The following is a 24988-nucleotide window of genomic DNA, read 5'->3' as shown; positions in this document are numbered from 1 at the left end:
TAGTTTGCGCTCCCGGCTAATCGTCTGCGTTATGTCAATTCCGGGCAGATTGCGCTCCCGGTTAATTTTCTGCGTTATGTCAATCATGGCGCAGGGAGCGCACAGGGGGCGGCCAGTCGCCGCCGCCCCCTGTACCCCCGGCCTGCCGGGAACGTCTCAGCGATTTTGAGGCCGCCAGCACCGGCAGTTTCAGCGACCCCGGCGCCAGCGGTGATTTGGGGCCCCAGGCCGGGTAAGGCGCAGCCGCCACCCGGCAAAATAACGGCACAACCGGAAATGTCCTTGTTCGCACTGCGCCTGGCAGGGCTACAACTTCTATGTTAATTCCGGGCAGATTGCGCTCCCGGTTAGTCTTCTGCGTTATGTCCCTTATGGCGCAGGGAGCGCACAGGGGGCGGCCAGTCGCCGCCGCCCCCTGTACCCCCAGGCTCCGGCCAGCAAAATCGCCGCTGCGCGGTCCCTTCGACTTATCCCTGCAGGCTTCGGGTCGGGCCGAGGCAGCGTCCATGCAAAACACGGCCCTCAGCCCGCATCCATGCGGGCTGCCCCGGCCTTCCGGGAACGTCTCAGCGATTTTGAGGCCGCCAGCACCGGCAGTTTCAGCAACAATGGTGAATAAATTAACGACAGGTCGTAAGAACGTAGGCCGGGTAAGGCGCAGCCGCCACCCGGCAACACCACGGGTACCGTGCCTGATTATTCCCGGTGGCGCTGCGCTTGCACGGGCCTACGAGGTATGAGCCTGTGAGAGGACCCCGTAGGCCGGGTAAGGCGCAGCCGCCACCCGGCAAAATAACGGCACAACCGGAAATGTCCTTGTTCGCACTGCGCCTGGCAGGGCTACAACTTCTATGTTAATTCCGGGCAGATTGCGCTCCCGGCTAATCGTCTGCGTTAGGTCAATCATGGCGCAGGGAGCGCACAGAGGGCGGCCAGTCGCCGCCGCTCCCTGTACCCCCGGGCTCCGGCCAGCAAAATCGCCGCTGCGCGGTCCCTTCGACTTATCCCTGCAGGCTTCGGGTCGGGCCGAGGCAGCGTCCGTGCAAAACACGGCCCTCAGCCCGCATCCATGCGGGCTGCCCCGGCCTTCCGGGAACGTCTCAGCGATTTTGAGGCCGTCAGCACCGGCAGTTTCAGCAAGGCTGGTGAATAAATGAACGACAGGCCGCACGGACCCCTGGTCGGGTAAGCGAAGCGCCACTGACAAAACGACGGCTACTCCGCTGACCTCACTTCATCCGGTGTTCCCCGTTGAGCAGCGCTTCGCGATCGAAAAAGCGCTGGATCACACCCTCCGCCATAAACGCCGCCCGATCGGACATATGGGCGATGACATCGGCATCGTGGCTGACCAGCAGATAGGTCATGCCGTGCTCCTGTTTCAGGCGATTAAGCAAATTGAGGATTTCCGCCTGCACCGACATATCCAGCGCCGAGGTCGGCTCATCCAGCAGCAGGATCTGCGGACGCAGCAGCAGGGCACGGGCAATGGCCACGCGCTGCCGTTGACCGCCGGAGAGCTGGTGCGGATAGCGGCGTGCGGCGTCGGCGGCCAGACCCACCTGCTCAAGGGCGGTGGTTACCCGCGGGGCAACGTCGCGGATGCCATGGATCTGCAGCGGCTCCGCCAGGGTGCGCCACAGGGTGTGGTTGGGATGCAGCGAAGCATACGGATCCTGAAACACCATCTGCACATTGCGTCGCAGCTCGCCCTGAAAGCGGGCGCCCGGCGCGATGGCCTGGCCCAGCAGCGCCATGCTGCCGCGCCATTCGCGCTGTAATCCGGCGAGCACGCGCAAAATCGTCGATTTGCCGCAGCCCGAGGCGCCGATCAGGCTGAAGGTTTCCCCGGCGTCGACACGGAAACTGGCGGCGGAAACCGCCGTCTTCGCGCCGAATGTTACCTGTAGATCCTTAAGATTAACGATCGCCATGGGTCGTCTCCGTAAAGTCCTGGGTTCTGTCGAGGGTCGGCAGCATCTGACCGTAGGTTTGCGCATTTGGCCGGCAGGTCCACAGGGTGCGGGTATAAGGGTGCGTCGCGGTCGGCAGCGCCCGCGCCGGCATCTCATCGACCTGTCTCCCCTGGTACATCACCAGCACGCGATCGCAATGCGCGGCCACCAGCGGTAGATCGTGGCTGATCAGTAACATGGCCATCTGCCGCTGCGCGCACTGCTCCACCAGCAGCTCGAGGATCTGGTTGCGCAGGCGGGCGTCAAGGGCCGAGGTCGGCTCGTCGGCTATCAGCACCCTCGGGTTATTGAGCAGCGCGAGGGCGATCATCACCCGCTGCCCCATCCCGCCGGAGAGCTCGCCGGGATAGCGGCTGAGGACCGGGAGATCCAGACCGACGGCGGCGATGGCGTCTTTGACCGCCTCGGCGCGAGCGCGGCGGCGGAGACGCTGATGCAGGGTTAACGCCTCCTCCAGCTGCGTCTGAATGGACTGCACCGGATTCAGCGCATAGCGCGGATCCTGCAGCACCATGGCGATATCGTTGCCGCGCACTTCGCGCCAGCCGCGGGCGCTGAGGGTCAGCACATCGCGCCCCAGCACCTCCAGCCGTTCGGCACTCACCACCCCGGGCTTGCGCACCAGGCCCATCAGCGCCCGGGCGGTCATCGATTTGCCGGAGCCGGATTCCCCCACCAGCGCCAGCCGCTCGTTGCCGAGGGTGAAGCTGACGTTGTCCACCACCCGGGCGGTGGGGTAGTCGACGGCGAGTCCCTGGACGGTCAGTCGGATGTCAGTCATGTTGCGGCTCCAGAATATCGCGCAGGCCATCGCCCAGCAGGTTAAACGCCAGGCTGGCGAGCAGGATCGCCGCGCCGGGGATGGCGGCGATCCACCACTGATCGAAAATCACCTGCATCCCGTCGGCAATCATCGCTCCCCACTCCGCCATCGGCGGGCGGGCGCCCAGGCCGAGAAAGCCGAGCCCGGCGGCGGCGAGGATAATGCCCGCCAGATCGAGCGCCAGCCGGACAATCGCCGACGGCAGACACAGCGGCAGAATATGGCCGACCAGCAGCCGCCAGCCGCGGATGCCCAGCATCTCCGCCGCGGCGAGGTAATCGCTATGGCGCAGGCGCTGAATTTCGCTGCGCACCTGCCGGGCGTAGGCCGGCCAGGTAGTCAGGGCTAACGCCAGCGCGCCGTTGACCAGCCCCGGGCCGAGCATCGCCACGAACGCGAAGGCGAGGATCAGCCGCGGCATCGACATCACCACGTCGGTAAAGCGCATCAGTATCCGCTCCAGCCACCCGCCATAGTAGCCGGAGAGAATACCCACCAGCAGACCGACAGGCAGGGTAATGGCGGTCACCAGCGCGACCAGACCCAGCGCCGGACGGGCGCCGTAGAGCAGGCGCGACAGCAGATCGCGGCCGTAGCTGTCGGTGCCGAGCCAGTGCCCCGCGCCCGGGCCCTGCAGACGGGCGGCGGCATCCTGCCAGTTGGGATCGTGCGGCGCCAGCCACGGGGCGAACAGCGTGGTCAGCACCAGCAGGATCACCAGGGTCAGGCCGCAGAAGGCGGCGGGTGAGCGGCGCAGACGGCGTAAAAACAGATAAGTCGGCATCAGCGCACCCTCGGGTCGGTTAACCGCACCAGCAGGTCGGTCAGGTTATTGATCAGCACAAAACTCACGCCGATCAGCAGCGTGCCGCCCATGATCGCCGTGGTATCTCCGGCGAACAGCGCGGTGGTGAGGTAGCGACCGATCCCCGGCCATGAGAAGACGGTTTCGGTGAGCACCGCCCCTTCGAGCATTGAGGTCCAGGCGAGGGCGGTTACCGTCAGCAGGGTGCCGCGAATATTGGGCAGAACGTGACGCAGCAGAATCGTCATCTCACCGGCCCCTTTGGCCCGCGCCAGCAGAATGTACTCTTTGTTCATTTCACTGAGACAGGCGGAGCGGGTCAGACGGGTGATGCTCGCCAGCGAGTAATAGGCCAGCACCAGCCCCGGCAGCAGCAGATGGCCGATAGCATTTTTGAAAGCCGCTGTATCGCCGGAGAGCCAGGTGTCGATCAGCGCAAAGCCGCTGCGCGGCTCGACGGTGTACTGATAAATATCGTCGAGACGACCCGGGCCCGGCGCCCACTGCAGCCGGGCGTAGAACAGGGCCAGCATCAGCAGGCCGAGCCAGAATATCGGCACCGAGTTGCCCAACAGGGTAAAGGTGCGCACCGCCAGATCCCACGGCGAACCGGCGTAACGGGCGCACAGCACCCCGGCGACGATGCCCAGTACCGCGCCGACGATCAGCGCCAGGGTCGCCAGCTCAAGGGTCGCCGGGAAGACCGCCAGCAGATCGTGGAGCACCGGCTGGCCGGTGGCGCTGGCGATACCGAGATCGCCATGGGCCAGGTTGACCAGGTAGTGCCAGAACTGCACCGGCAGCGGCTGGTCGAGACCCAGCTGATGGCGAACCTGATCATAGGTCGACTGGCTGGCATGGTCGCCGACGATCTGCAGTACGCGGTCGACCGGCGACAGCGCGGAGAGCGAGAAGGTGACCAGCAGCAGCCCGAACAGCGTCAGCAGCAGGGTCAACAGCCCCTGCAGCAGGCGGGTAAGATGAGTGGAAAACGATGGCATGGAAAATGGAAATTCCTGGTATATCAACATGGTTCCCGGCGGCGCGACGTCCACCGGGTCCGGGTGGAGAAACGGTCATCCGGGCAGGGCGAGACCGCCGTGCCCGGTAACATAACCCGCTTACTTGGTCACGTTATCGTACCAGACCATGTCGGCGTTCAGCCCCTGCTGATAGCCCTTCACGTTATCGCGCACCACGATCTGGGTTTTCCCCTGGTCAATAAAAACGTATGGCGAATGCTGCAGCAGGGTTTCCTGCATCGTTTTGTACAGGTCGAGGCGTTTTGCCGGGTCCGGCTCCGCCACCGCGGCGAGAGTGGCTTTATTCAGCTCAGGGATCTGCCAGCCGTTGAGCCCGGCCACGGTGCTGGATTTACCATCGTTCCACGCGAAGGCGCTGGCGTTGGAATGGGCATCAAAGTAGTCCGGGATCCACAGGCGGATCGCCGCCTGATGCTGCTTCGCGCGCACCCGGGCATAGACCTGGCTGCCGGCGGCCGGCAGGAGATCTACCTTCACCCCGCCCTGGGCAAAGCTGGCCTGCAGCGACTGGGCGATGGTGATAAACGGCGGTTTGTTCTCCACGTCGAGGGTGAAGTGCGCATCCTTAATGCCCGCTTTATCAAGGATAGCCTTAGCTTTTTGCGGGTCGAAGGCGAATGGATTGGTCTCCAGCGCCCCCGGCAGGCCGGCCGGCAGGAAGCTTTGGTGAATAAAGTACTGGCCTTTCAGCAGATTTTTGGTAATGCCCTCATAATCGACCAGCCAGCGCGCCGCCTCCCAGAAGGCCGGATTATTGAGCAGCGGGTTGGCGCTGTTGGCGGTATTAAACACCAGATAGTTCTGCTCGGCGGACGGGATGCTCAGCACCTTCACGCCGGGTTTATCTTGCAGGGCGGCAATCTGGTCAGCGCCGAGATCGCGCGCCACGTCGGCATCCCCCTGCTGGATCAGCAGGCGGCGGGAAGCCGGGTCGGGGACGTTTTTAATAATGATGCTCTTGATCTTCGGCGCGCCGGTGGGGGAGCTGGCGTTGGCTTCCAGCACGATGGCCTGATGCGGCTGGTAGACGCGCATTTTATAGGCGCCGCTGCCCGCCGAGTGCATCTTCAGCCAGTCGTTGCCGAAGTCGTTATTTTTCGCGTTCGGCGCCACCTGTTTTTCATCAACGATGGAGGCGATGGGGGTGGAGAGAATATTCAGCGCCACCGCCGGGCTGACGTCGGCAGTCCAGTGCAGCGTCAGGGTATGGTCGTCAACCTTTTTCAGCTGGCTGGCGATGTTGTCCGGCTGCCAGCCGAGCACGTTGAGAATAAACGCCGGCGATTTATTCAGCGTCACCGCGCGGGTGTAAGAGAAAATCACATCTTCCGGGCGCAGTGGATTACCGGAGGCGAATTTGGCATCCGGCTTCAGTTTAATGGTCAGGGTTTTCGCCGCCGGGTCGGCCTGCCAGCTTTCGGCGAGGATCGGTACGATTTTTTCAGGGTTGTTGCGGTCTGGCTGTACCAGACGCTGGTAGAGGCTGGGCACCGTCTGAATGCTGGAGAGTTCGTTCGCTTCCGCCGGGTCGAGGCTGACGATATCGTCGAGACCCTGGGCGACCACCAGCGTGTTGGGCGGCGTGGCGGCATGCGCGGCGGCGGAGAGCGCCGTCAGTACCAGTAAAGGCAACAGTTTCTTGGTCATATGCAATCCCTGAAAAATGGTTATTTTAATTTTTTATGCTTCGCTACGTTAGGCCGCTTGCCAAAAGGCGTAAAGTCAAAATAAGGATATCCTTATGCTAAAAACGCATAATCAAGAACGACAGGTTATTGCCAGGCGTGCAGAAGCGCCTTTCTCCGCTGCTGGCTTCTTGCTATAACGCATTGTCTATTGCGAGGAGGTGGGTGTGCCGGAAATCAATGAGTTTGGCCAGCAGGTGAACGACCTTGTCCCTGGCTGGCAGGGGGCGCGAGTCCTGCGGCGAACGGCGTTAAATGGCCGTTTTTGTCGACTGGAGCCGCTGGACGTTGACCGTCATGCGGCGGATCTGTTTGCCGCCTATGCGCTCGGCGACAACAGCGACTGGACGTGGCTGGCGTCTACGCGGCCGGAGAGCGTGGCGGCGACCGCCCACTGGATCGCGGGCAAGGTGAATGATGATGCCCTGGTGCCGTACGCGGTGATTGACCTGCGTAGCGAGCAGGCGGTGGGTATCGTCAGCTATATGGCGATCGAACGGGAAATGGGCACGGTTGAGATCGGCCATGTCACCTGGTCGCGACGGATGAAAAACACCCCGCTGGGTACCGAAGCGGTCTGGCTGTTGCTGAAGAACGGCTTTGATCATGGCTACCGTCGGCTGGAGTGGAAATGCGATTCGATGAATGTCGCCTCGCGCCGGGCCGCCGAGCGGCTGGGCTTTAGCTGGGAAGGGCGCCTGCGGCAGAGGCTGGTGCGCAAAGGGCGGACGCGCGACAGCGATATGCTGTCCATCATCGATGGCGAGTGGCCTGCGCGCGATGCGGCGCTGCGGGCATGGCTGGCGGCGGAAAACTTTACTGCCGACGGGCGGCAGATCAAACGCCTGGAGGCGTTTCGCTAACATCAGAGGCTGTCCCGACCTTCCGGGAACGCCTCTGCGATTTTGACGCCGCCGATACCGGTGGCGTAAGTGGCTACATTAACCGCTGGCCGCCCGGACCGTAGGCCGGGCAAGGCATAGCCGCCGTCCGGCCTAAACGATTAGCGGCGAACCGGCGCGTCGCCAGCGACATAATACGCCGCGGTACTGCGCGGCAGCGGCTGGCGGCCGCGAATGGCGTCAGCCATCTTCTCGCCGATCATAATGGTGGTGGCGTTCAGGTTGCCGGTGATGATCTGCGGCATAATTGACGCATCGACCACCCGCACGCCTTCCAGACCGTGGACCCGGCCTTCGCCGTCGACCACCGCCATTTCGTCGTAACCCATCTTACAGGTCCCGCACGGGTGGAACGCGGTCTCGGCGTGGTTGCGCACAAACTCATCCAGCTCGGCATCGCTCTGGCAGTCAATACCCGGGCTGATTTCGCGGCCGCGATACTTATCCAGCGCCGGCTGGTTCATGATCTCCCGGGTGATGCGAATGGCGTCGCGGAACTCCTGCCAGTCCTGCTCATGGGACATATAGTTAAACAGGATCGCCGGATGGGCGTGTGGGTCGCGCGACTTCAGACGCACGTGGCCGCGGCTGGGGGAACGCATCGAGCCGACGTGGCACTGGAAGCCATGCTCTTTCACCGCGTTGGAGCCATTGTAGTTAATCGCCACCGGCAGGAAATGGTACTGAATGTTCGGCCAGGCGAACTCTGCGCGGCTGCGGATAAAACCGCCTGCTTCGAACTGGTTGCTGGCGCCGATCCCGGTGCCGCCGAACAGCCATTCGGCGCCGATCTTCGGCTGGTTCCACCACTGCAGCGCCGGGTAGAGCGACACCGGCTCTTTGCACTCGTACTGCAGGTACATCTCCAGATGGTCCTGCAGATTCTCACCCACGCCGGGAAGATCGTGGACCACCGGGATATCGAACTGCCTGAGCAGCTCGGGGTTGCCGACGCCGGAGCGCTGCAGGATCTGCGGCGAGGCAATCGCCCCGGCGCACAGCAGCACCTCTTTGTTGGCCGTCGCTTTTGACGGGATAGTGCTTTCCCCCTCCAGCCACTCGACGCCCACCGCGCGCTTGCCGGAAAAAATAATGTGATCGGTCAGCGCATGGGTGCGGATGGTCAGGTTGGGGCGACCGCGCGCCTGGTCGAGATAGCCGCGGGCGGTGCTGGCGCGACGGCCCTGCGGCGTCACGGTGCGGTCCATCGGACCAAAGCCTTCCTGTTGGTAGCCGTTGAGATCGTCGGTGCGCGGATACCCCGCCTGCACTCCGGCTTCAACCATCGCCTCGAAGAGCGGATTATTGCCCGGCTTCGGCGTGGTGACGCTCACCGGGCCATCGCCGCCGTGATAGTCGTTGGGCCCGATATCGCGGGTTTCCGCTTTCCGGTAGTAGGGCAGGCAGTCGAGATAGCTCCAGTGTTCCAGTCCCGGGGCGGCGGCCCAGTTATCGAGGTCCAGAGCGTTGCCGCGAATGTAGCACATGCCGTTAATCAGCGAGGAGCCGCCGAGCCCTTTGCCGCGCCCGCACTCCATGCGGCGGTGGTTCATATAGGGCTCCGGTTCGGTCTCGTAGGCCCAGTTGTAGCGTTTGCCCTGCAGCGGGTAAGCCAGCGCGGCGGGCATTTGGGTGCGGAAGTCGAACCGGTAGTCCGGGCCGCCGGCCTCCAGCAGCAGGACGGTGGTGTTTGGATCTTCAGTCAGTCGTGTCGCCAGAACGTTGCCGGCGGAGCCGGCGCCAATAATGATGTAGTCAAATTGCAAAAAAACCTCCCGGTTAAAATATGGACTGGAATTTACCCATCTCAACCTGGATGGACTTCACCTGGGTGTAACTCTGCAGGGTCATCACGCCGTTCTCGCGGCCAATACCGGAGTGCTTATAGCCGCCGACCGGCATCTCCGCCGGGGATTCCCCCCAGCTGTTGATCCAGCAGATGCCGGCTTCCAGCTGATGAATGGCGCCGTGGGCGCGGTTCAGGTCGGCAGTGACGATACCCGCCGCCAGACCGTAGTCGGTATCGTTGGCGCGGCGGATCGCTTCTTCTTCGGACGCGTAGCTGAGGATGGACATCACCGGGCCGAAGATCTCCTCGCGCACGATGGTCATCTCATCGGTGCAGTCGGTAAACACCGTCGGGGCCACCCATGCGCCGTTGTCAAAGCCTTCGCCCTTCAGCACGTCGCCGCCGCACAGCAGGCGCGCGCCTTCTGCTTTGCCTTTGGCGATGTAGCGCAGCACATTGTCACGGTGCGGGAAGCTGACCAGCGGGCCAAAGTTGGTGGTTTCATCGAACAGATCGCCCGCGCGGATGCGGCCCACGCGCTCAACGATTTTCTGCTCAAACGCCGCCTTAACCTTCGCGGGGACGAACACGCGGGTGCCGTTGGTGCACACCTGGCCGGAGCTGAAGAAGTTGGCCATCATGGCGATGTCGGCCGCGAGATCGAGATCCGCATCGTCGAAAATAATCAGCGGCGATTTACCGCCCAGCTCCATGGTGACCTCTTTCAGCGATGAGGCTGCGGAGTTGGCCATCACCTTTTTGCCGCTGGCGACGCCGCCGGTAAAGGAGACTTTAGCGATGCCCGGATGTTCAGTCAGGTACTGGCCGGTCTCCGCACCCACGCCCGGCAGGACGTTAAACACCCCGTCCGGCAGGCCCGCTTCGCTGTAAATTTCCGCCAGCCTGAGGGCGGTGAGCGGGGTGACTTCGCTCGGTTTGAAAATCATTGCATTGCCGGCGGCCAGCGCTGGCGCCGATTTCCACAGGGCGATCTGGATCGGATAGTTCCACGCGCCGATCCCGGCCACCACGCCCAGCGGTTCGCGGCGGGTGTAAACGAACGACGTCTCGCGCAGGGGGATCTGACTGCCTTCCAGCGCCGGGATCAGCCCCGCGTAATACTCCAGCACGTCGGCGCCGGTGACGATGTCCACGGTTGAGGTTTCGGAATACGCTTTACCGGTGTCGAGGGTTTCCAGCTTTGCCAGCTCGTCGTTGCGCTCGCGCAGGATATCGACGGCGCGACGCAGGATGCGCGAGCGTTCCATGGCGGTCATCGCCGCCCAGATTTTTTGCCCGCGCCGCGCGCTCTCAACGGCGCGGTCGACATCCTCGCGTCCGGCAGCCTGAACGGTCGCCAGCACCTCGCCAGTGGCAGGGTTGATGGTCTCGAAGGTGCGACCGCTGGTGGCCGATGTATAACCACCATTAATATAAAGCTGCTGTTCTGCCATTCGGGACATAACGCCTCCTCGGTTATGGGTTCGGTAAATGCTGACGAATAAAGTGGCTGGTCAGCGACTGCGCCAGCGTCTTATCCAGCGGTTTGCCGCTGAGCGCCGCCCGCAGCCACAGGCCGTCTATCAGCGCCGCCAGCCCGTAGCCGGCCTCCTGGGCCTGCTCGCGCGGCAGCTCGCGGCGGAACTCGTACACCAGGTTTGACAGCAGGCGGCGGCTGCTCACCTGCTGCAGGCGGTAGAGCATCGGCTGGTGCATGCTGCTGGCCCAGAAGGCCAGCCAGGCCTTCATCGCCGCGCTGCTGATCTGCGTCTCATCAAAGTTGCCGCCGACTATCGCCTGCAGACGCTCTCCGGCGCTGCCGTCCGGCAGGGCGTGCAGACGGTTAAGCACCGCGTCGCGCAGCTGGCTGGTGATGTCGCGCATGGTCGCTTCCAGCAGACCATTTTTGTCTTTGAAATAGTGACTGATGATCCCCGTCGATACGCCCGCCCGCCGGGCGATCTGCGCGATGGTCGCGTCGTGCATTCCGACTTCATTTATTGCGTCCAGCGTGGCGTCGATCAGTTGCCTGCGCCGGATTGGCTGCATCCCCAGTTTGGGCATTTTTGCCACTCCATTCATCAGCGTTGGTTAACTATTAAAGCGGTTTTTGATTGGACGTTCAATATAAAATGTGTCTTAATTGTTACGTTATTGAATTTTAATAGTTACAAAAACAGTGGGGATACTGGATGACAGATCTTTCGCAAAACAGAGAAAAGGACAAAATCAATCCGGTGGTTTTTTATACCTCGGCCGGACTGATTTTGTTGTTTTCCCTGATGACGATATTTTTTCGCGATTTTTCTGCCGAGTGGATTGGGCGCACCCTGGACTGGGTGTCGAAAACCTTCGGCTGGTACTATCTGCTGGCGGCGACGCTGTATATCGTCTTCGTCGTCTGCATTGCCTGTTCGCGCTTCGGCTCGGTGAAGCTCGGGCCGGAGCAGTCTAAGCCCGAGTTCAGCCTGCTGAGCTGGGCGGCGATGCTGTTCGCCGCCGGGATCGGCATCGACCTGATGTTCTTCTCGGTCGCCGAACCGGTGACGCAATATATGCAGCCGCCGGAAGGGGCGGGGCAGACCATCGAAGCGGCGCGCCAGGCGATGGTGTGGACGCTATTCCACTACGGACTCACCGGCTGGTCGATGTATGCCCTGATGGGCATGGCGCTGGGATACTTTAGCTATCGTTATAATTTGCCGCTCACCATCCGCTCGGCGCTCTATCCTATCTTCGGGAAGAAGATTAATGGCCCCATCGGCCACAGCGTCGATATCGCGGCGGTGATCGGCACCATCTTCGGCATCGCCACCACCCTCGGCATTGGCGTGGTGCAGCTCAACTACGGTCTGAGCGTGCTGTTCGATATTCCTGACTCGCTGGCGGCGAAGGCGGCCCTGATAGCGCTGTCGGTGATCATCGCCACCATCTCGGTCACCTCCGGGGTGGACAAGGGCATCCGCGTGCTCTCCGAGCTGAACGTCGCGCTCGCGCTGGGGCTGATCCTGTTCGTGCTGTTCATGGGCGATACCTCCTTCCTGCTCAATGCGTTAGTGCTGAACGTCGGCGACTACGTCAACCGCTTTATGGGCATGACGCTGAACAGCTTCGCCTTCGACCGCCCGGTGGAGTGGATGAACAACTGGACGCTCTTTTTCTGGGCGTGGTGGGTGGCCTGGTCGCCGTTCGTTGGCCTGTTCCTGGCGCGCATTTCGCGCGGGCGCACCATCCGCCAGTTTGTGATGGGCACCCTGATTATTCCGTTCACCTTTACCCTGCTGTGGCTGTCGGTGTTCGGCAACAGCGCGCTGTATGAGATCATCCACGGCGACGCGGCCTTTGCCGGGGAGGCGATGCTCCACCCGGAGCGCGGCTTCTACAGCCTGCTGGCGCAGTATCCGGCGTTTACCTTTAGCGCGTCGGTGGCGACCATTACCGGTCTGCTGTTCTACGTCACCTCTGCCGACTCCGGCGCGCTGGTGCTGGGAAACTTTACCTCGAAGCTGAAGGACATCAACAGCGACTCCCCGAACTGGCTGCGCATCTTCTGGTCGGTGGCTATCGGTCTGTTGACCCTCGGGATGCTGATGACCAACGGCATCTCGGCGCTGCAGAACACCACGGTGATCATGGGGCTGCCGTTCAGCTTTGTGATTTTCTTTGTGATGGCCGGACTGTATAAGTCCCTGAAGGTGGAAGATTACCGCCGGGTCAGCGCCAGCCGCGACACTGCCCCGCGCCCGCTCGGCCTGCAGGATCGGCTGAGCTGGAAGAAGCGCCTGTCGCGGCTGATGAATTACCCGGGCACGCGCTATACCAAACAGATGATGGAGACGGTGTGCTTCCCGGCGATGGAGGAGGTTGCCCAGGAGCTTCGGCTGCGCGGCGCCGCGGTGGAACTGAAGAGCCTGCCGCCGGAAGAGGGCGAGAACCTTGGTCACCTCGATCTGCTGGTGCACATGGGCGACGAGCAGAACTTTATCTACAAGATCTGGCCGCAGCAGTACTCGGTGCCGGGCTTTACCTATCGGGCGCGCAGCGGGAAATCCACCTATTACCGGCTGGAGACCTTCCTGCTGGAGGGCAGCCAGGGTAACGACCTGATGGACTACAGCAAAGAGCAGGTGATCACCGATATTCTCGACCAGTACGAGCGGCACCTGAACTTTATCCATCTGCACAGGGAAGCGCCGGGGAACAGCGTGATGTTCCCGGATGGCTAGTCAGGGGAGCCCCCGTCGGGGAAAGACTGACGGGGGCGACGGGCTGTTACTGGTAGTTAAAAGCGTCCGGATGGTTGTCGAGGCTGCCGCTGAGGGCGGCAAACAGCACGGTTTTGCCATCAATGGACAGGGCGTCGCTGACGTTAAGCCAGGTCAGCTTCTCCTGGTCGGTTTTTTCATCGACCACCGAGTAAACGCCTGACATCTGTTTGGTTTTTTCCGACCAGATCACCGCGATACGCTCATGGCCGCAGTCGTGGGGTTTGCAGGCGCTTAACACCTGCCAGGATTCGCTACCCAGCTTCACCGTCTGCGCCGGCGAACCGGTGCCGCCGGTGGTCACCCAGGCGGGCAGCTGATGGCCTTTGACCATCTGGTTAAACGACGCCCGGGTGGCGGTATCGTGGGCCAGACTGTTCAGCGTGACGTCGCCTTGCGCCATGACGCTGGCGGAGGCGGCTAAGGCGATAATAGCGGTAAGCGTTTTAAACATGTTTCCTCCTGGACTTATTCCGTCCTCATAACAAGCCTCTTTATAGTGAGCGTAGATAATGATTAATGCAAACTATGACATAAATCCCGCGAATGATTAGCAGCGGTGCGCGCATGGACGTTACGCTAAGCGATATGCCATGATGCGGATTGATTAAAATTTTCCAATATATGCCCTTGTGATAAAGCAGTTAGCGAAATGGCATAGTTATTCAGGCGATAAAGCATGGCGTATGTGAATCATCTACTGACGTTTATTGAGAGTAATCCGGCGCTGGCGGTGGGATTTAACCTTATTCTGCTGCTGCTCTCTGGCATATTTGCCCACCTTTTATGCAAGTTCTTGCTGATTAAAGTGGTGCGTAAGGTCTTCTTTGGCAGCCATAAACAGGACGTGCCGCTGGAGAAGGATCGACGCATCGCCGAAAAGTTGTCCAATTTCATTCCGGTTATTATCGTCTATTACGTTCTGCAGTTTATGCCAGCGATGCCGGCATCGCTGGTGACGGCGATTAATACCATCTGCGGGATCTTGTTTTTTATTTTTATGTCGGTGTTTTTCAACGAGATGCTGGATATTGTCAACAGCTCTTATCTGCGAAAAACCAAACGTAAAAATCATTCCATTAAGGGCTATATCCAGATAGGCAAAATCTTAGTCCACATCCTGGCGGCGATTATGATCCTCGCCGTGATGTCGAACAAATCGCCGATCATTATTATCTCCAGTCTCGGGGCGGTGGCGGCGGTGCTGATGATCGTCTTCCAGCATACCCTGCTGTCGCTGGTGGCGAACGTTCAGCTGTCGTCCAACGACGTGCTCCAGCTGGGGGACTGGATTGAAATGCCTGACAAAAACCTCAGCGGTGAGGTGACGGATATCGCGCTGCACACCATTACCATCCGTAACTGGGACAATACCATTTCCCGTATTCCCACCAAGAATTTCCTCACCGAGACCTATACCAACTGGCAGGCGATGTTCTCCTCCGGGGCGCGGCGGATCATGCGCAGTATCGCCATCGATCAGCACTCGGTGCGTTTTCTCAACCAGGAGATGCTCTCCTCGATGCTGACTATCCGCGGGGTAAGCGAGCCTCTGACCACGCTGCTTGACGGTCGGGATCCCGGCGGCGTGGCGGACCGCTGGTTTGTCGATAACGGCCTGACCAACCTGACCCTGTTTCGCCACTACCTGATGCACTATCTCGCCGAGCGACCGGATATTATTAAGGAGATGTATATTGTGGCGAGGACGCTGAAACCGTCGCCGTGGGGCATCCCGCTGGAGATTTACTGCTTCACCTCTTCGACGCTGTGGAAAGACTACGAGAATACCCAGTCGGCGATATTTGAGTACATTACCGCGGTGGCCGGGCAATTTTCCCTGCGCCTCTATCAGTATCCCGCCGGGCACGATTTCTGGCGTCTCTCCCAGGAGCACGCCGCCCGGGCGGGCCTGCCGCCGTCGGCGGAAGGCTAAGCGCTGAGCTGCTGGCGCCAGAGGGCGATCTCCTCCTCCAGCCAGGCGATGAACCGGGCGACTTCCGGGCGGTTCTCCGCCTGCGGGGAGACGGTCAGCCAGTAGTGCCAGGGGTAGGGGACGGTGACGGCGGTGAGCTGCACCAGCTCGCCGCGGGCTATCGCCCCCGCCACCAGCGAGCGCCGCTCCAGCGCCACGCCCGCTCCCAGGCGAACCGCCTCCAGCACCAGGTTGGAGTCGTTCAGGCGCAGGCCCGCAGGAATGATTGTCTTTTCCAGCCCCGCCTGGCTGCACCAGGCGTTCCAGGACTCCATGGAAAAAACGATATCGCTGGCGGCGATCGCCTGCGGGGTGGTCGGCAGGTCGCCGCCGCGATAGTGCGGCGCGGCCACCACCAGCTGTTCATCGGCAAACAGATGTCGGCTTTCCATCCCCTCCCAGTCGCCTTGCCCCATGCGAATGGCCAGATCGATACCCTCCTGCTGCAGGTTGACCACCGCCAGGCTGGTCAGCAGGCGCACCGCGATCTGCGGATGCCGCGCCTGAAAGCGCGCCAGCCGCGGCAGCAGCCAGTGGCAGCCAAAGGAGGGGAGCGTCGCCAGGGTCAGTTCCATCGTGCGGGGTTTGATCTGCACCATCCGCGTGGCGTCGGCGATGTGCTGTAACGCCTCGCGGATTTGCAGGGTATAAAGCCGCCCCTCTTCCGTGATGCGCACCCCGCGGCCGTGGCGGACAAACAGTGTGACGCCGACCAGGGCTTCCAGCTGTTTGATGTGCTGGCTGACCGCCGAATGGGTCACGCTCATCTCATGGGCGGCCTGCGTCACGCTGCCGAGGCGCGCCACCGCCTCAAAGCTGCGCAGGCTGGCGACAGGGGGAAAATCTGCCATGGTCATCTCTCTTGTCAGGACGTCAATACGTTAACGTTACTACCGGGTTAGCGGGTTTAAAGCCGCCGCGATCAGACAGTGGACGGACTTCAGGCGCTCTCAGTCGGTATAGCACAGGGGAGACAGGCGGACTATCCCGTGGCGCCAATTTGTTAGTTTTTCTAACCTTTGGGGTAAGCATCCCCTGATATTCGCGGGGCGGGTTTTCCAGTAAGGTAAGCCAGCAACCCCTTTATCGCAGGCAGGAGTGACGATGAAACTCATTGGTATGATGGATTCACCTTATGTAAGACGCGTGGCGGTTTCTCTGGCGCTCTATGGCGTGGAATTCGAGAGCCTGCCGCTATCGGTCTTTAGCGGCTTTGATAAATTCTCCCGTATTAATCCGGTGGTCAAGGCGCCGACGGTGGTTCTCGATGACGGGACACAGCTGATGGACTCCACGCTGATCCTCCACTATTTCGAAACGACCCATCCCGCCGGACGCCGGCTGCTTCCCGCGCATCCCGAGGCGCTGGCCCGCGACCTGCACCTGCTGGGGGTGATCCTCGCCGCCAGTGAAAAAGCGGTCCAGCATGTTTATGAGCACCGTCTGCGGCCGGAGGAGAAGCAGCATCAGCCGTGGATAGCCCGGGTGACCGGTCAACTGCTCGCCGCCTGTCGGGAATGGGACGCCCGGCTGGCAGACCGCGTTGCCGCCGCGCAGCCGGACCAGGTGTTGGTCACCAGCACGGTGGTCTGGTCCTTTATCCAGTTGATGATCCCGACGGTGGTGCCGGCAACGGCGTTTCCGCATATCCGCGCGCTGGCGGAGAAAGGAGAGGCGCTGCCGGCGTTTCAACAGTATCCGCTGAGTTAACGGCGGGGATGGCGAGGGGCGCCGCAGCGTGGCGCCCTGAAGCAGGAGAGGATCACCAGCAGACAAACCCGCCGTCGACCACCAGGTCTACGCCGGTGCAGAACGAGGCGGCGTCGCTGGCGAGGAACAGCGCCGGGCCGGCCATCTCTTCCACCTTCGCCATCCGCTGCATCGGCGTCTGGCTTTCAAACTCGCGGGTCTGGTGCACCATCTCCGGGCGGGTATTCATCGGCGTGGCGGTATATCCCGGGCTGATGGAATTGACGCGGATCCCTTTGTCCACCCACTCCATCGCCAGGCTTTTCGACAGATGGATCACGCCGGCTTTGGAGCAGTTGTAATGCGCCTGGTCGAGGCCGCGGTTAACGATAATCCCCGACATCGAGGCGATGTTGATAATCGACCCGCCGCCGGACTCCAGCATCAGTTCCGCTTCCGCTTTGCAGGAATTCCACACCCCGGTGAGATTGATATCGATCACCCGCTGCCATTGCTCGCTCTCCATCACCAGCGCCGGATTGGCGTTGGCGATCCCGGCGGCGTTGACGGCGATGTCGAGGCGGCCAAAGCGGCTTTTGGCCAGCGCGACGGCGGCGCGCAGGTCGGCCAGCTGGCGGACGTCGCCGGTGTAGGCGCAGGCCTGGCCGCCGATAGATTCAATATGACTGACCGTTTCCGCCAGCCCGCCGTCGTCGCGAAGATCAAAACAGACCACCCGCGCGCCGGCGCTGGCGAGACTGCAGGCGATAGTCTGGCCAATGCCGCTGCCGGCGCCGGTAACGAAGGCGACGCGATCCTGCAGGCTAAACAGCTGTTGTGCAAAGTCTTTACCGATCATAATGATTATTCTCTTCAATATAGTGTCGAACGTCGGGAGCCTGACGTCCCGGATAGCGGCGCGTCGCGCCTAATCCGGGCTACCGTGCTCAGGACATAATCAAACCGCCATCGATATTAATGGTCTGTCCGGTGAGATAGCGGGCGTCGTCGGAGGCGAGAAACGCCACCAGGCCGGCGACATCTTCCGGCTTGCCTGCGCGCTTCATCGGAATGCCTTCAACCCACTCCGCCATCAGCTCGCCTTTGCCGTAGCGCTTCTGCTCGGTGCTGAGAATTTCGCCCCACACGCGGTCGTTGTAATCCCACATTTCGCTTTCAATAATGCCCGGGCAGAAGGCGTTGACGGTGATATTCCACGGCGCCAGCTCGTGGGCCAGGCTTTGGGTAATGCCGATCACGCCCATCTTGCTGGCGGCATAGTGCGGGGTGTAGATGAAGCCCTGACGCCCCTGGCCGGATGAGGTGTTGATCAGGCTGCCGTGGTTCTGTTTCACCATATATTTGGCCGCCTCGCGGCAGCATAGCCAGACGCCGGTGGTATTGACCGCCAGCACTTTCTCGAAATCGGCTTTTGGCATCCGATCGTAGTAATCAATGGTGATGACCCCGGCGTTTTGAATCGAGACGTCAATGGTGCCGAAGCGGGCGGCGGCCTGCTCATACAGCCCCTGCACCTGGGCTTCGTCGGTGACATCGACCTGCAGCGATAAAATATCCGCCTGATAGCGCTGACGCAGGGTTTCGGCGGTCTGATGAACGCGCTCGGCGTTGGAGACCATCACCAGGTTCGCGCCGTCGCGGGCGAAGCGTTCGGCAATACCCGCGCCAATGCCGCGGCAGGCGCCGGTGATCACCACCGTTTTGTTCTGGAAATCTCGTTGCATATTTTTTCCCTTTCGCTGAGCCGGGCACCAGGCCCGGCGGAAGATGTGAATCGTTGCCGGTTAGCTGGAGGTGGCGCCGTTGGGGGGGAGGGCGGCCAGTTTCTCCTCATGGCGGCGCATCAGGATGACCTTGCTCTGCAGCTTCTGCTGGAACTGGTCGACGACCACGGCGGTAACGATCACCACGCCTTTGATCACCATCTGCCAGAAGTCGCTGACGCCCATCATCACCATGCCGTCGGCAAGGAAGACGATCACGAAGGCGCCGATAATCGAGCCGGTCACCCGACCACGGCCGCCGGCCAGCGCGGTGCCGCCGAGCACGGTGGCGCCGATGGCGTCCATCTCAAACATGTTGCCGGTCATCGGGTGCGCGGTTTGCAGCTGTGATGCGACGATCAGGCCGACAAAGGCCGCGCACAGGCCGGAGAAGGCATAGACGAATATTTTCGCTTTCACAATCGGCACGCCGGCAAGGCGGGCGGCGGACTCATTGCCGCCGATGGCGTAGATGTAGCGGCCAAGCGGCGTTTTGGTGGTCAGCCAGTAGCCCAGCACCAGGAAGCCGATCATCAGCCAGATGGGAAGATAGACGCCGAGCAGAGTGCCGGAGCCGAGGGTGGCGAAACCGGTGTTGCCCAGCGCTTCCATACCGTTGAGATTGGGGTAGGTGCTCCCGTCGTTAAACAGCAGCGCGGAGCCGCGGGCGACGTACATCATGCCTAAGGTGCAGATAAACGGCGCCACGCCGAAGCGGGTGATCACCGCGCCGTTCACCAGGCCGACCAGTACGCCGAAGATCGCCACGCAGAGGATCACTTCCGGGACGTTAAAGAAGAGGATGTCGCCGTTCCACAGCGGCAGGCCGTTGGTCAGCAGCGCGCCCGCCACCATGCCGCAGATCCCCGCCACCGCGCCGACGGACAAATCAATGCCGCCGGTGAGAATGACCAGCGTCATGCCGATGGCCAGCAGGCCGGTGATCGCCACGTGCTGGGTCATGATCAGCAGGTTAGAGGCGGTCAGGAAGTTGGGTACCATCACGCTGAAGAATGCGATCACCAGCAGCAGGGCGATAAAGGTGCGGGCCTTCAGCAGGTACATATAAATCATATATTTCTGGTTCATGATGGATTCCAGCCTGATTAATCTTGAGGTGTTGAAGCCGCGATTAACTGTTCGCGGGTCACCGCATGACGCGGTAGATCGGCGGTAATGCGGCCATCGGCCATCACCAGGATGCGGTCGGCCAGGGCCATCACCTCATCCAGCTCTGAAGATGAAAACATCACCGCCAGCCCCTGCTGGGCCATTTTGCCGATCAGGTGATAGACGTCGGTTTTCGCGCCGACGTCGATGCCGCGCGTCGGTTCGTCGAGGAACACCACCTGCGGTTGGGTCATCAGCGCTTTACCCAGCACCACTTTTTGTTGATTACCGCCGCTCAGCGAGGTGATGGGCAAATTGGCGTCGCTGACCTTGATCGCCAGCTGCTGGATCATCGTTTTCACGCAGGTCTCTTCTTTTTGCGGATTCAACCAGCGCCAGGCGCGGCGAAACCCCTGCAGGCTGAAATCAGAGAGCGTCATGTTGGCCTGAATCGACATCATCTGCACCACGCCTTCGCCCTGGCGGTCCTCCGGCACCAGCGCCAGCCCCTTTTTCAGACGCTGCTGAAAGCGTGATTTGCCGATGCTTTCGCCGTTGAGATGCACCTCGCCGCGCTGGCAGGGCATCAGCCCCACCAGACCTTTAAACAGCTCGGTGCGTCCGGCCCCCAGCAGGCCGTAAATGCCGATCACTTCACCTTTGCTAAGAGTGAAGGTAACGTCATTGAGCTTGTAGCCGCCGCTGGGATGCAGCGCGGTCAGCCCCTTGACGTCAAGCACCGCGTTGCCTTTTGGCGCCGGTTGATAATCAAAGTGTTTTTTCTTATCGCCGACCATCTGCTCAATGATCCACGGCACGCTGGCGTCGCTGACGTGACGCTCGCTGATAAAGCGACCGTCGCGGAAAATGGTGATGTTGTCGCCGATCTCCATCAGCTCTTCGAGGCGATGCGAGATATAGATAATGGTCACCCCGCGGCGCTTAAGCTGCGCGATCACCTTGAACAGCACTTTCACCTCAGACTGGCTGAGCGCCGAGGTGGGTTCGTCCATGATCAGCACCCGGGTGTCTTTCGACAGCGCGCGGGCAATCTCGACTAACTGCTGGTGGCCGATACCGAGTTCGCCCAGCGGGGTGTAGGGATCGACATCCAGCTCCAGTCGCTCCAGCAGCGATTTGGCCAGCGCGTACTGGTATTTTTCGTTGATGCGTCCTTTCTGAAAGAATTCATTTGCCATGAAGATGTTGTCCATCACATTCATATTGGGAAATAAATTCAGCTCCTGGAAAATAATGCTGATGCCGAGTTTTTCTGCCTGATGAGTCGAATGTAATGAAACCGCTTCGCCATCGAGAATAATTTGCCCGGAGGAGGGCGTTTCCACACCGGCAAGCATTTTCATCATGGTGGATTTACCCGCACCATTTTCTCCGATCAGCACGTTGACCTTATTTCGATAGACCCGGTAATTGACATTATCCAGGGCGGTCACGCCGGGATAGACGCGTGACAGGCCGCGGGTTTCGATAATCACTTCGGACTCAGCGGGCTGGGGAGCGACGAGTTCTTGCGGCGCCATATTATTGCCCCCCCGCGTGAACGATTTTCGCCGGGGTAATTTCCGGGAGAGTTGGCGGAATATCCCAGGCCGAGAAGACGCCGTAGACCTCCACGCTGTCGCCGGTTTTGAGGTTGGCGGTCTGAATCATTTTGACTGCCTGGCTGTTGATATTCTTGCTGTACTCGCCGAACAGCACCTGGTCATTAAAGTCCTGATAGCTGGCGCCGCTGTAGCCGTCGCGCAGCTGGGTGCCGCGCAGGGTGGGGCCAATCTGCACCGTCACCTTGCCGACGCTGGGGTCGGACAGGGTCATCTTGCCGCTGCGCGAGGCGGTATCGAGTTTGCTGACAGTACCTGAAACCTTGACGTAGAAGATGCAGGGGTTTTCGTCCTGCGCGCGGTAGCCGAGGGTTTTGCAGGCGCTATCAATGTCTTTTGCCGCCTTGAGCGCGCTCATCAATTCCGCCGCCGGGCGCGCTTTCGTCACCACCTGCGGTACGATGCTCTGCTGCCAGGTTTTATCCATATTTGCCATATGCGGGTTGGGCGGCGATTTCAGGTCTGCCAGCTCCTGCTGCGAGACGATGCGACAGCCCCCAAGCGCCAGCACGGCCAGCGTCAGACAGGTTTTCTTAAACATAATGCTCTCCTCTGCGCCCCCGCAGGGGCGCAACCACCCGAACTCAGGACTTAATGTTGAAATCCTGGACTTTATCGGCGTTATCCTGAGTAATCAGGATGCCGCGGAACATCACGCGCTGTTTAGCCGGCTTTTCGCCTTTTTGCAGGTAATTATCCAGATCGGTGACGCCCTGAGCGGCGATGGCCTGCGCCTGCAGCATCACGGTCGCCTGCAGGGTGCCGGCCTTCACGGCGTCGCGCTCATCGTTGCTGCCGTCGATGCCGACGACGATCACATCGCTGCGGTTGGCCGCCTTCAGCGCCGCAATCGCGCCGAGGGCCACCGGCCCGTTGCCGCAGATCACGCCTTTCACGTCCGGGTGAGCCTGCAGAATGCTGTCCATGATGCGCTTGCCGTCGATCAGGGTCCCTTTGGCATCCTGTTTGGCTACGCTGACCATATCCGGATACTGGTCAATGACCTGATGGAAAGATTTAGAACGGGTGACGCAGTTATTATCGGCGAGGTTGCAGGTCAGCTCGGCGTATTTGCCTTTCTCCGCCATCTTCTCGACGAAGACGTTGGCGACCTCGGAGCCGGCCTGGAAGTTATTGTGGGTAATTTGTTCCAGCGCCACATCATCAACCGGAATTTCACGGTTAATTAAGACCACCGGAATGCCGGCTTTTTTGGCCTTTTCAATGGCGGCGACGCTGGCGGTGGAGTCGGCGTTATCAAGAATAATGCCCTGCACCTTTTTACCAATGGCGGTGTCGATAAGCTCATTCTGCTTTTTGACATCTTCGCCATGGGACAGCACGGTGGTTTTATAGCCGAGAGCTTGCGCTTTTTCACTGGCGCCTTTGGCTTCCGAGGCGTAATACGGGTTATCCAGCGAGTTGACCATGATCATTATGGTGCCTTTCTCCGCGGCGTGCGCGGCAAAGGATAAGGCGGTCAGGGTAGCAGCGGTTAAAAGGGTTTTACGTAATTTCATGACTCTGTTCCTGTATTTTTATATTCGAACAAATGAGCCCCTGAGCGGGCAGGCTTTTACGGTCTGAAATTTCCCCTGAATACATTCAGGGATAGCGATATCGTTATGGGCCGGGTTTCTCCTGTGATAAGTGAATGCATGTCGTCGCGCAGTCTGGCGGTCAGGCTGGCGAGTCCGGTTTCCATAATGTTCGGTCGACCGCATGGCGCCACTCCTGCCAGCGCGTTTGCAAGCGCTGGTGGCGGGCCATATCGGGCTGAAAGGTGCTGTGTTCGGTTAAGAAGGCCTGCAGGTCGGCGGTCGACCCCGGATGGAGCGCTTTGCGCGCCAGCAACGCCGCGCCGATGGCGGACAGCTCCGGTACGTCGCTGCGCATCACCGGGCAGCCGAGCAGATCGGCCTGGTATTGCATCAGCCAGTCATTGTTGGTCGGCCCGCCGTCCACCATCAGCGCCGTCAGAGTGAACTCTTCATGTTGCCGCATCGCCACCACCACGTCGGCAATCTGATAGGTGATGGATTCCAGCGCCGCGCGGATCAGATGCGCGCGTTTCACCCCGCGACTCAGACCGCAGATCACGCCGCGGGCGCTGTCGTCCCACCAGGGGGCGCCGAGGCCGGTCAGCGCCGGCACGAAGTACACCCCGAGGGTCGAATCAACGGAGGCGGGAAGGGTGTTCAGCTCATGGGCCAGCTCGGCGGCAGAGAGCTCGCTCAGGCCAGTGCTGTCCGCCATCCAGGCGACGGCATCGCCGGTGTGGGGAATATTACCTTCCAGACCCCACACCAGCTGGTCGCCATCGTGCCAGGCGACAGTGGTCGCCAGCGCCTCGATATCGCACTGCGCCGATTTGACTGGCGCCATCACCGATGAACCGGTGCCGTAAGTGGCTTTCACGCAGCCCGCTTCGCCGAGCGCGTGGCCGAACAGCGCCGCGTGGGAGTCGCCGATCATCGCCATAATGGGAATACCGTCCGGAATGGCGGCCAGCCCTTTGGTATGGCCGAAGAGGCCGCTCGACGGTTTAATTTCTGGTAACGCCGCGCGCGGAATGCCGAACAGCGCCAGCATCTCGTCGTCCCACTCGCCGCGGTGCAGATTCAACAACTGGGTACGGGCGGCATTGGAGTAGTCGCAGCAGAAGGCGTCTCCGGCGGTCAGATTCCACAGCAGCCAGCTGTCGATGGTGCCGAGGCAAATCTCGCCGCGTTCGGCGCGCAGGTGGCCATCGGCAGTCGCATCCAGCAGCCAGCGCATTTTGGAGGCCGAGAACAGCGGGGCGATCGGCAGGCCAGTGGCCTGTTTAATCCGCTGTTCCTGACGATCGTGACGCAGCGTGTCGCAGAACGCGGCGCTGCGGGTGCATTGCCAGGTGATGGCCGCGTTAATCGGTTCGCCGCTGTCGCGATACCAGCCGATGGCGGTTTCCCGCTGGTTGCTGATGGCCAGCGCGGCGACGTTTTCCGCGCCGACGTGGGCTATCGCACTGGCGATCACCGCCAGCGAGGCGGCCACCAGCGCCTCGCCCGACTGCTCCACCCAGCCGTCGCGCGGCGTTTGGATCGCCAGCGGCTGAGAGAATTTGACGATAACCTTACCCCGGCTATCCAGCACCACCGCTTTGGCGTTGGTGGTGCCTTCATCCAGGGCAATGATGAATTCTTTTGCTGTCGCCTGCATCGTGCTCTCCTCGGTCACCCGGTGTCCTGGAACAGCGGAGACGGGATCTTTTCCACCGTCTCATGCGTCTACGCAGGCCATGATGTGACATTTCGTTATCATCTTTTTAATCACTGAATATATATTCGATAGTGATTATTTATTTGATACCTTAAGCCACAAACCCGGTGACGGGCTACCGGAAAAATCATCAATTGTGCTGGCAATCACATTTCGCCGATCGGCGAAAGCGGCGGCAGACGGCTGGGTTGGTTGACTAAATTATTGAATTTAAATGTATTAACAGAGCCAGCCCTGAGGTTAAAAAAGCACGTCAGGG

General features: G+C 60.9%; 21 protein-coding genes. 4 read left to right on the top strand and 17 right to left on the bottom strand.

Annotated features, from left to right (window positions below; genetic code table 11):
* Window positions 1-1229 precede the first annotated feature (1229 nt).
* From ACOI6Z_RS10475 to ACOI6Z_RS10455, 5 genes are all read right to left on the bottom strand, one after another.
* Window positions 1230-1934, bottom strand: coding sequence for an ABC transporter ATP-binding protein (locus ACOI6Z_RS10475; RefSeq protein WP_023288751.1), 705 nt, complete (start codon window positions 1932-1934; stop codon window positions 1230-1232).
* Window positions 1921-2757: an ABC transporter ATP-binding protein gene (locus tag ACOI6Z_RS10470; protein ID WP_065812435.1), complete on the bottom strand. Its 837-nt coding sequence runs from the start codon at window positions 2755-2757 to the stop codon at window positions 1921-1923. Before ACOI6Z_RS10470 ends, ACOI6Z_RS10475 begins: the two co-directional genes overlap by 14 nt.
* Window positions 2750-3583, bottom strand: a complete 834-nt coding sequence (locus ACOI6Z_RS10465) for an ABC transporter permease (RefSeq protein ID WP_065812436.1) — start codon at window positions 3581-3583, stop codon at window positions 2750-2752. Before ACOI6Z_RS10465 ends, ACOI6Z_RS10470 begins: the two co-directional genes overlap by 8 nt.
* On the bottom strand, window positions 3583-4605 hold the full coding sequence (locus ACOI6Z_RS10460; protein ID WP_044521521.1) for an ABC transporter permease: 1023 nt from the start codon (window positions 4603-4605) through the stop codon (window positions 3583-3585). The genes ACOI6Z_RS10465 and ACOI6Z_RS10460 overlap by 1 nt, the downstream gene beginning before the upstream one ends.
* A gap of 120 nt (window positions 4606-4725) precedes the next feature.
* On the bottom strand, window positions 4726-6294 hold the full coding sequence (locus ACOI6Z_RS10455; RefSeq protein WP_032455044.1) for an ABC transporter substrate-binding protein: 1569 nt from the start codon (window positions 6292-6294) through the stop codon (window positions 4726-4728).
* 205 nt (window positions 6295-6499) lie between these two features.
* Here ACOI6Z_RS10455 and ACOI6Z_RS10450 point away from each other — a divergent pair, with 205 nt between their 5' ends.
* The gene (locus ACOI6Z_RS10450; protein WP_044521523.1) at window positions 6500-7195 is read left to right on the top strand and encodes a GNAT family N-acetyltransferase; all 696 of its coding nucleotides are present in this window, start codon (window positions 6500-6502) and stop codon (window positions 7193-7195) included.
* 140 nt (window positions 7196-7335) lie between these two features.
* Here ACOI6Z_RS10450 and betA read toward each other — a convergent pair whose 3' ends face one another.
* Genes betA through betI form a run of 3 tightly spaced genes read right to left on the bottom strand, consistent with a single transcriptional unit; the run spans window position 7336 to window position 11087 of the window.
* Window positions 7336-9000 (bottom strand): choline dehydrogenase, encoded by a 1665-nt coding sequence (gene betA / locus ACOI6Z_RS10445; protein WP_023288757.1) that lies wholly within the window; start codon window positions 8998-9000, stop codon window positions 7336-7338.
* Between the two features lie 13 nt (window positions 9001-9013).
* Window positions 9014-10486: a betaine-aldehyde dehydrogenase gene (gene betB / locus ACOI6Z_RS10440; protein WP_032455046.1), complete on the bottom strand. Its 1473-nt coding sequence runs from the start codon at window positions 10484-10486 to the stop codon at window positions 9014-9016.
* Between the two features lie 13 nt (window positions 10487-10499).
* Complete coding sequence (gene betI / locus ACOI6Z_RS10435) at window positions 10500-11087, bottom strand: transcriptional regulator BetI (RefSeq protein WP_023288759.1); 588 nt, start codon at window positions 11085-11087, stop codon at window positions 10500-10502.
* 128 nt (window positions 11088-11215) lie between these two features.
* Here betI and betT point away from each other — a divergent pair, with 128 nt between their 5' ends.
* On the top strand, window positions 11216-13249 hold the full coding sequence (gene betT / locus ACOI6Z_RS10430; RefSeq protein WP_023288760.1) for a choline BCCT transporter BetT: 2034 nt from the start codon (window positions 11216-11218) through the stop codon (window positions 13247-13249).
* A 46-nt stretch (window positions 13250-13295) separates the two neighbouring features.
* Here the strand turns inward: betT and ivy are convergent, their stop codons facing one another.
* Window positions 13296-13742 (bottom strand): Ivy family C-type lysozyme inhibitor, encoded by a 447-nt coding sequence (gene ivy / locus ACOI6Z_RS10425; protein WP_023288761.1) that lies wholly within the window; start codon window positions 13740-13742, stop codon window positions 13296-13298.
* 225 nt (window positions 13743-13967) lie between these two features.
* On the opposite strand from ivy, the gene ACOI6Z_RS10420 reads away from it, so the two are divergent.
* Window positions 13968-15224 carry a mechanosensitive ion channel family protein gene (locus ACOI6Z_RS10420; RefSeq protein ID WP_420687270.1) on the top strand — a complete coding sequence of 419 codons (1257 nt, stop codon included), beginning with the start codon at window positions 13968-13970 and terminating at the stop codon, window positions 15222-15224.
* On the opposite strand, the gene ACOI6Z_RS10415 is transcribed toward ACOI6Z_RS10420, so the two are convergent.
* Window positions 15221-16114 (bottom strand): LysR substrate-binding domain-containing protein, encoded by an 894-nt coding sequence (locus ACOI6Z_RS10415; protein WP_065812457.1) that lies wholly within the window; start codon window positions 16112-16114, stop codon window positions 15221-15223. The genes ACOI6Z_RS10420 and ACOI6Z_RS10415 overlap by 4 nt on opposite strands.
* A gap of 253 nt (window positions 16115-16367) precedes the next feature.
* Here ACOI6Z_RS10415 and ACOI6Z_RS10410 point away from each other — a divergent pair, with 253 nt between their 5' ends.
* Window positions 16368-16973, top strand: coding sequence for a glutathione S-transferase family protein (locus tag ACOI6Z_RS10410; RefSeq protein ID WP_049013967.1), 606 nt, complete (start codon window positions 16368-16370; stop codon window positions 16971-16973).
* Between the two features lie 52 nt (window positions 16974-17025).
* On the opposite strand, the gene ACOI6Z_RS10405 is transcribed toward ACOI6Z_RS10410, so the two are convergent.
* The 7 genes from ACOI6Z_RS10405 to ACOI6Z_RS10375 form a co-directional block, all read right to left on the bottom strand.
* Window positions 17026-17811, bottom strand: a complete 786-nt coding sequence (locus ACOI6Z_RS10405; protein ID WP_048334340.1) for an SDR family oxidoreductase — start codon at window positions 17809-17811, stop codon at window positions 17026-17028.
* A gap of 88 nt (window positions 17812-17899) precedes the next feature.
* Window positions 17900-18697 (bottom strand): SDR family oxidoreductase, encoded by a 798-nt coding sequence (locus ACOI6Z_RS10400; protein WP_040243511.1) that lies wholly within the window; start codon window positions 18695-18697, stop codon window positions 17900-17902.
* Between the two features lie 60 nt (window positions 18698-18757).
* The gene (locus ACOI6Z_RS10395; RefSeq protein WP_023288766.1) at window positions 18758-19825 is read right to left on the bottom strand and encodes an ABC transporter permease; all 1068 of its coding nucleotides are present in this window, start codon (window positions 19823-19825) and stop codon (window positions 18758-18760) included.
* A 17-nt stretch (window positions 19826-19842) separates the two neighbouring features.
* Entirely contained in the window at window positions 19843-21387 is a 1545-nt protein-coding gene (locus ACOI6Z_RS10390; RefSeq protein WP_023288767.1) for a sugar ABC transporter ATP-binding protein, read from the bottom strand.
* Between the two features lies 1 nt (window position 21388).
* Complete coding sequence (locus ACOI6Z_RS10385; RefSeq protein ID WP_032455053.1) at window positions 21389-22009, bottom strand: DUF2291 family protein; 621 nt, start codon at window positions 22007-22009, stop codon at window positions 21389-21391.
* A 43-nt stretch (window positions 22010-22052) separates the two neighbouring features.
* On the bottom strand, window positions 22053-22988 hold the full coding sequence (locus ACOI6Z_RS10380) for a D-ribose ABC transporter substrate-binding protein (protein ID WP_023288769.1): 936 nt from the start codon (window positions 22986-22988) through the stop codon (window positions 22053-22055).
* A gap of 160 nt (window positions 22989-23148) precedes the next feature.
* Window positions 23149-24669 carry an FGGY family carbohydrate kinase gene (locus ACOI6Z_RS10375; protein ID WP_023288770.1) on the bottom strand — a complete coding sequence of 507 codons (1521 nt, stop codon included), beginning with the start codon at window positions 24667-24669 and terminating at the stop codon, window positions 23149-23151.
* Window positions 24670-24988 lie beyond the last annotated feature (319 nt).

The sequence above is a fragment of the Klebsiella sp. C239 genome, from assembly GCF_048822715.1.
GTDB lineage: Bacteria > Pseudomonadota > Gammaproteobacteria > Enterobacterales > Enterobacteriaceae > Klebsiella > Klebsiella quasipneumoniae.
Note: the sequence above shows the minus strand (reverse complement) of the source record. Positions and strands in the feature narration are given on the sequence as shown.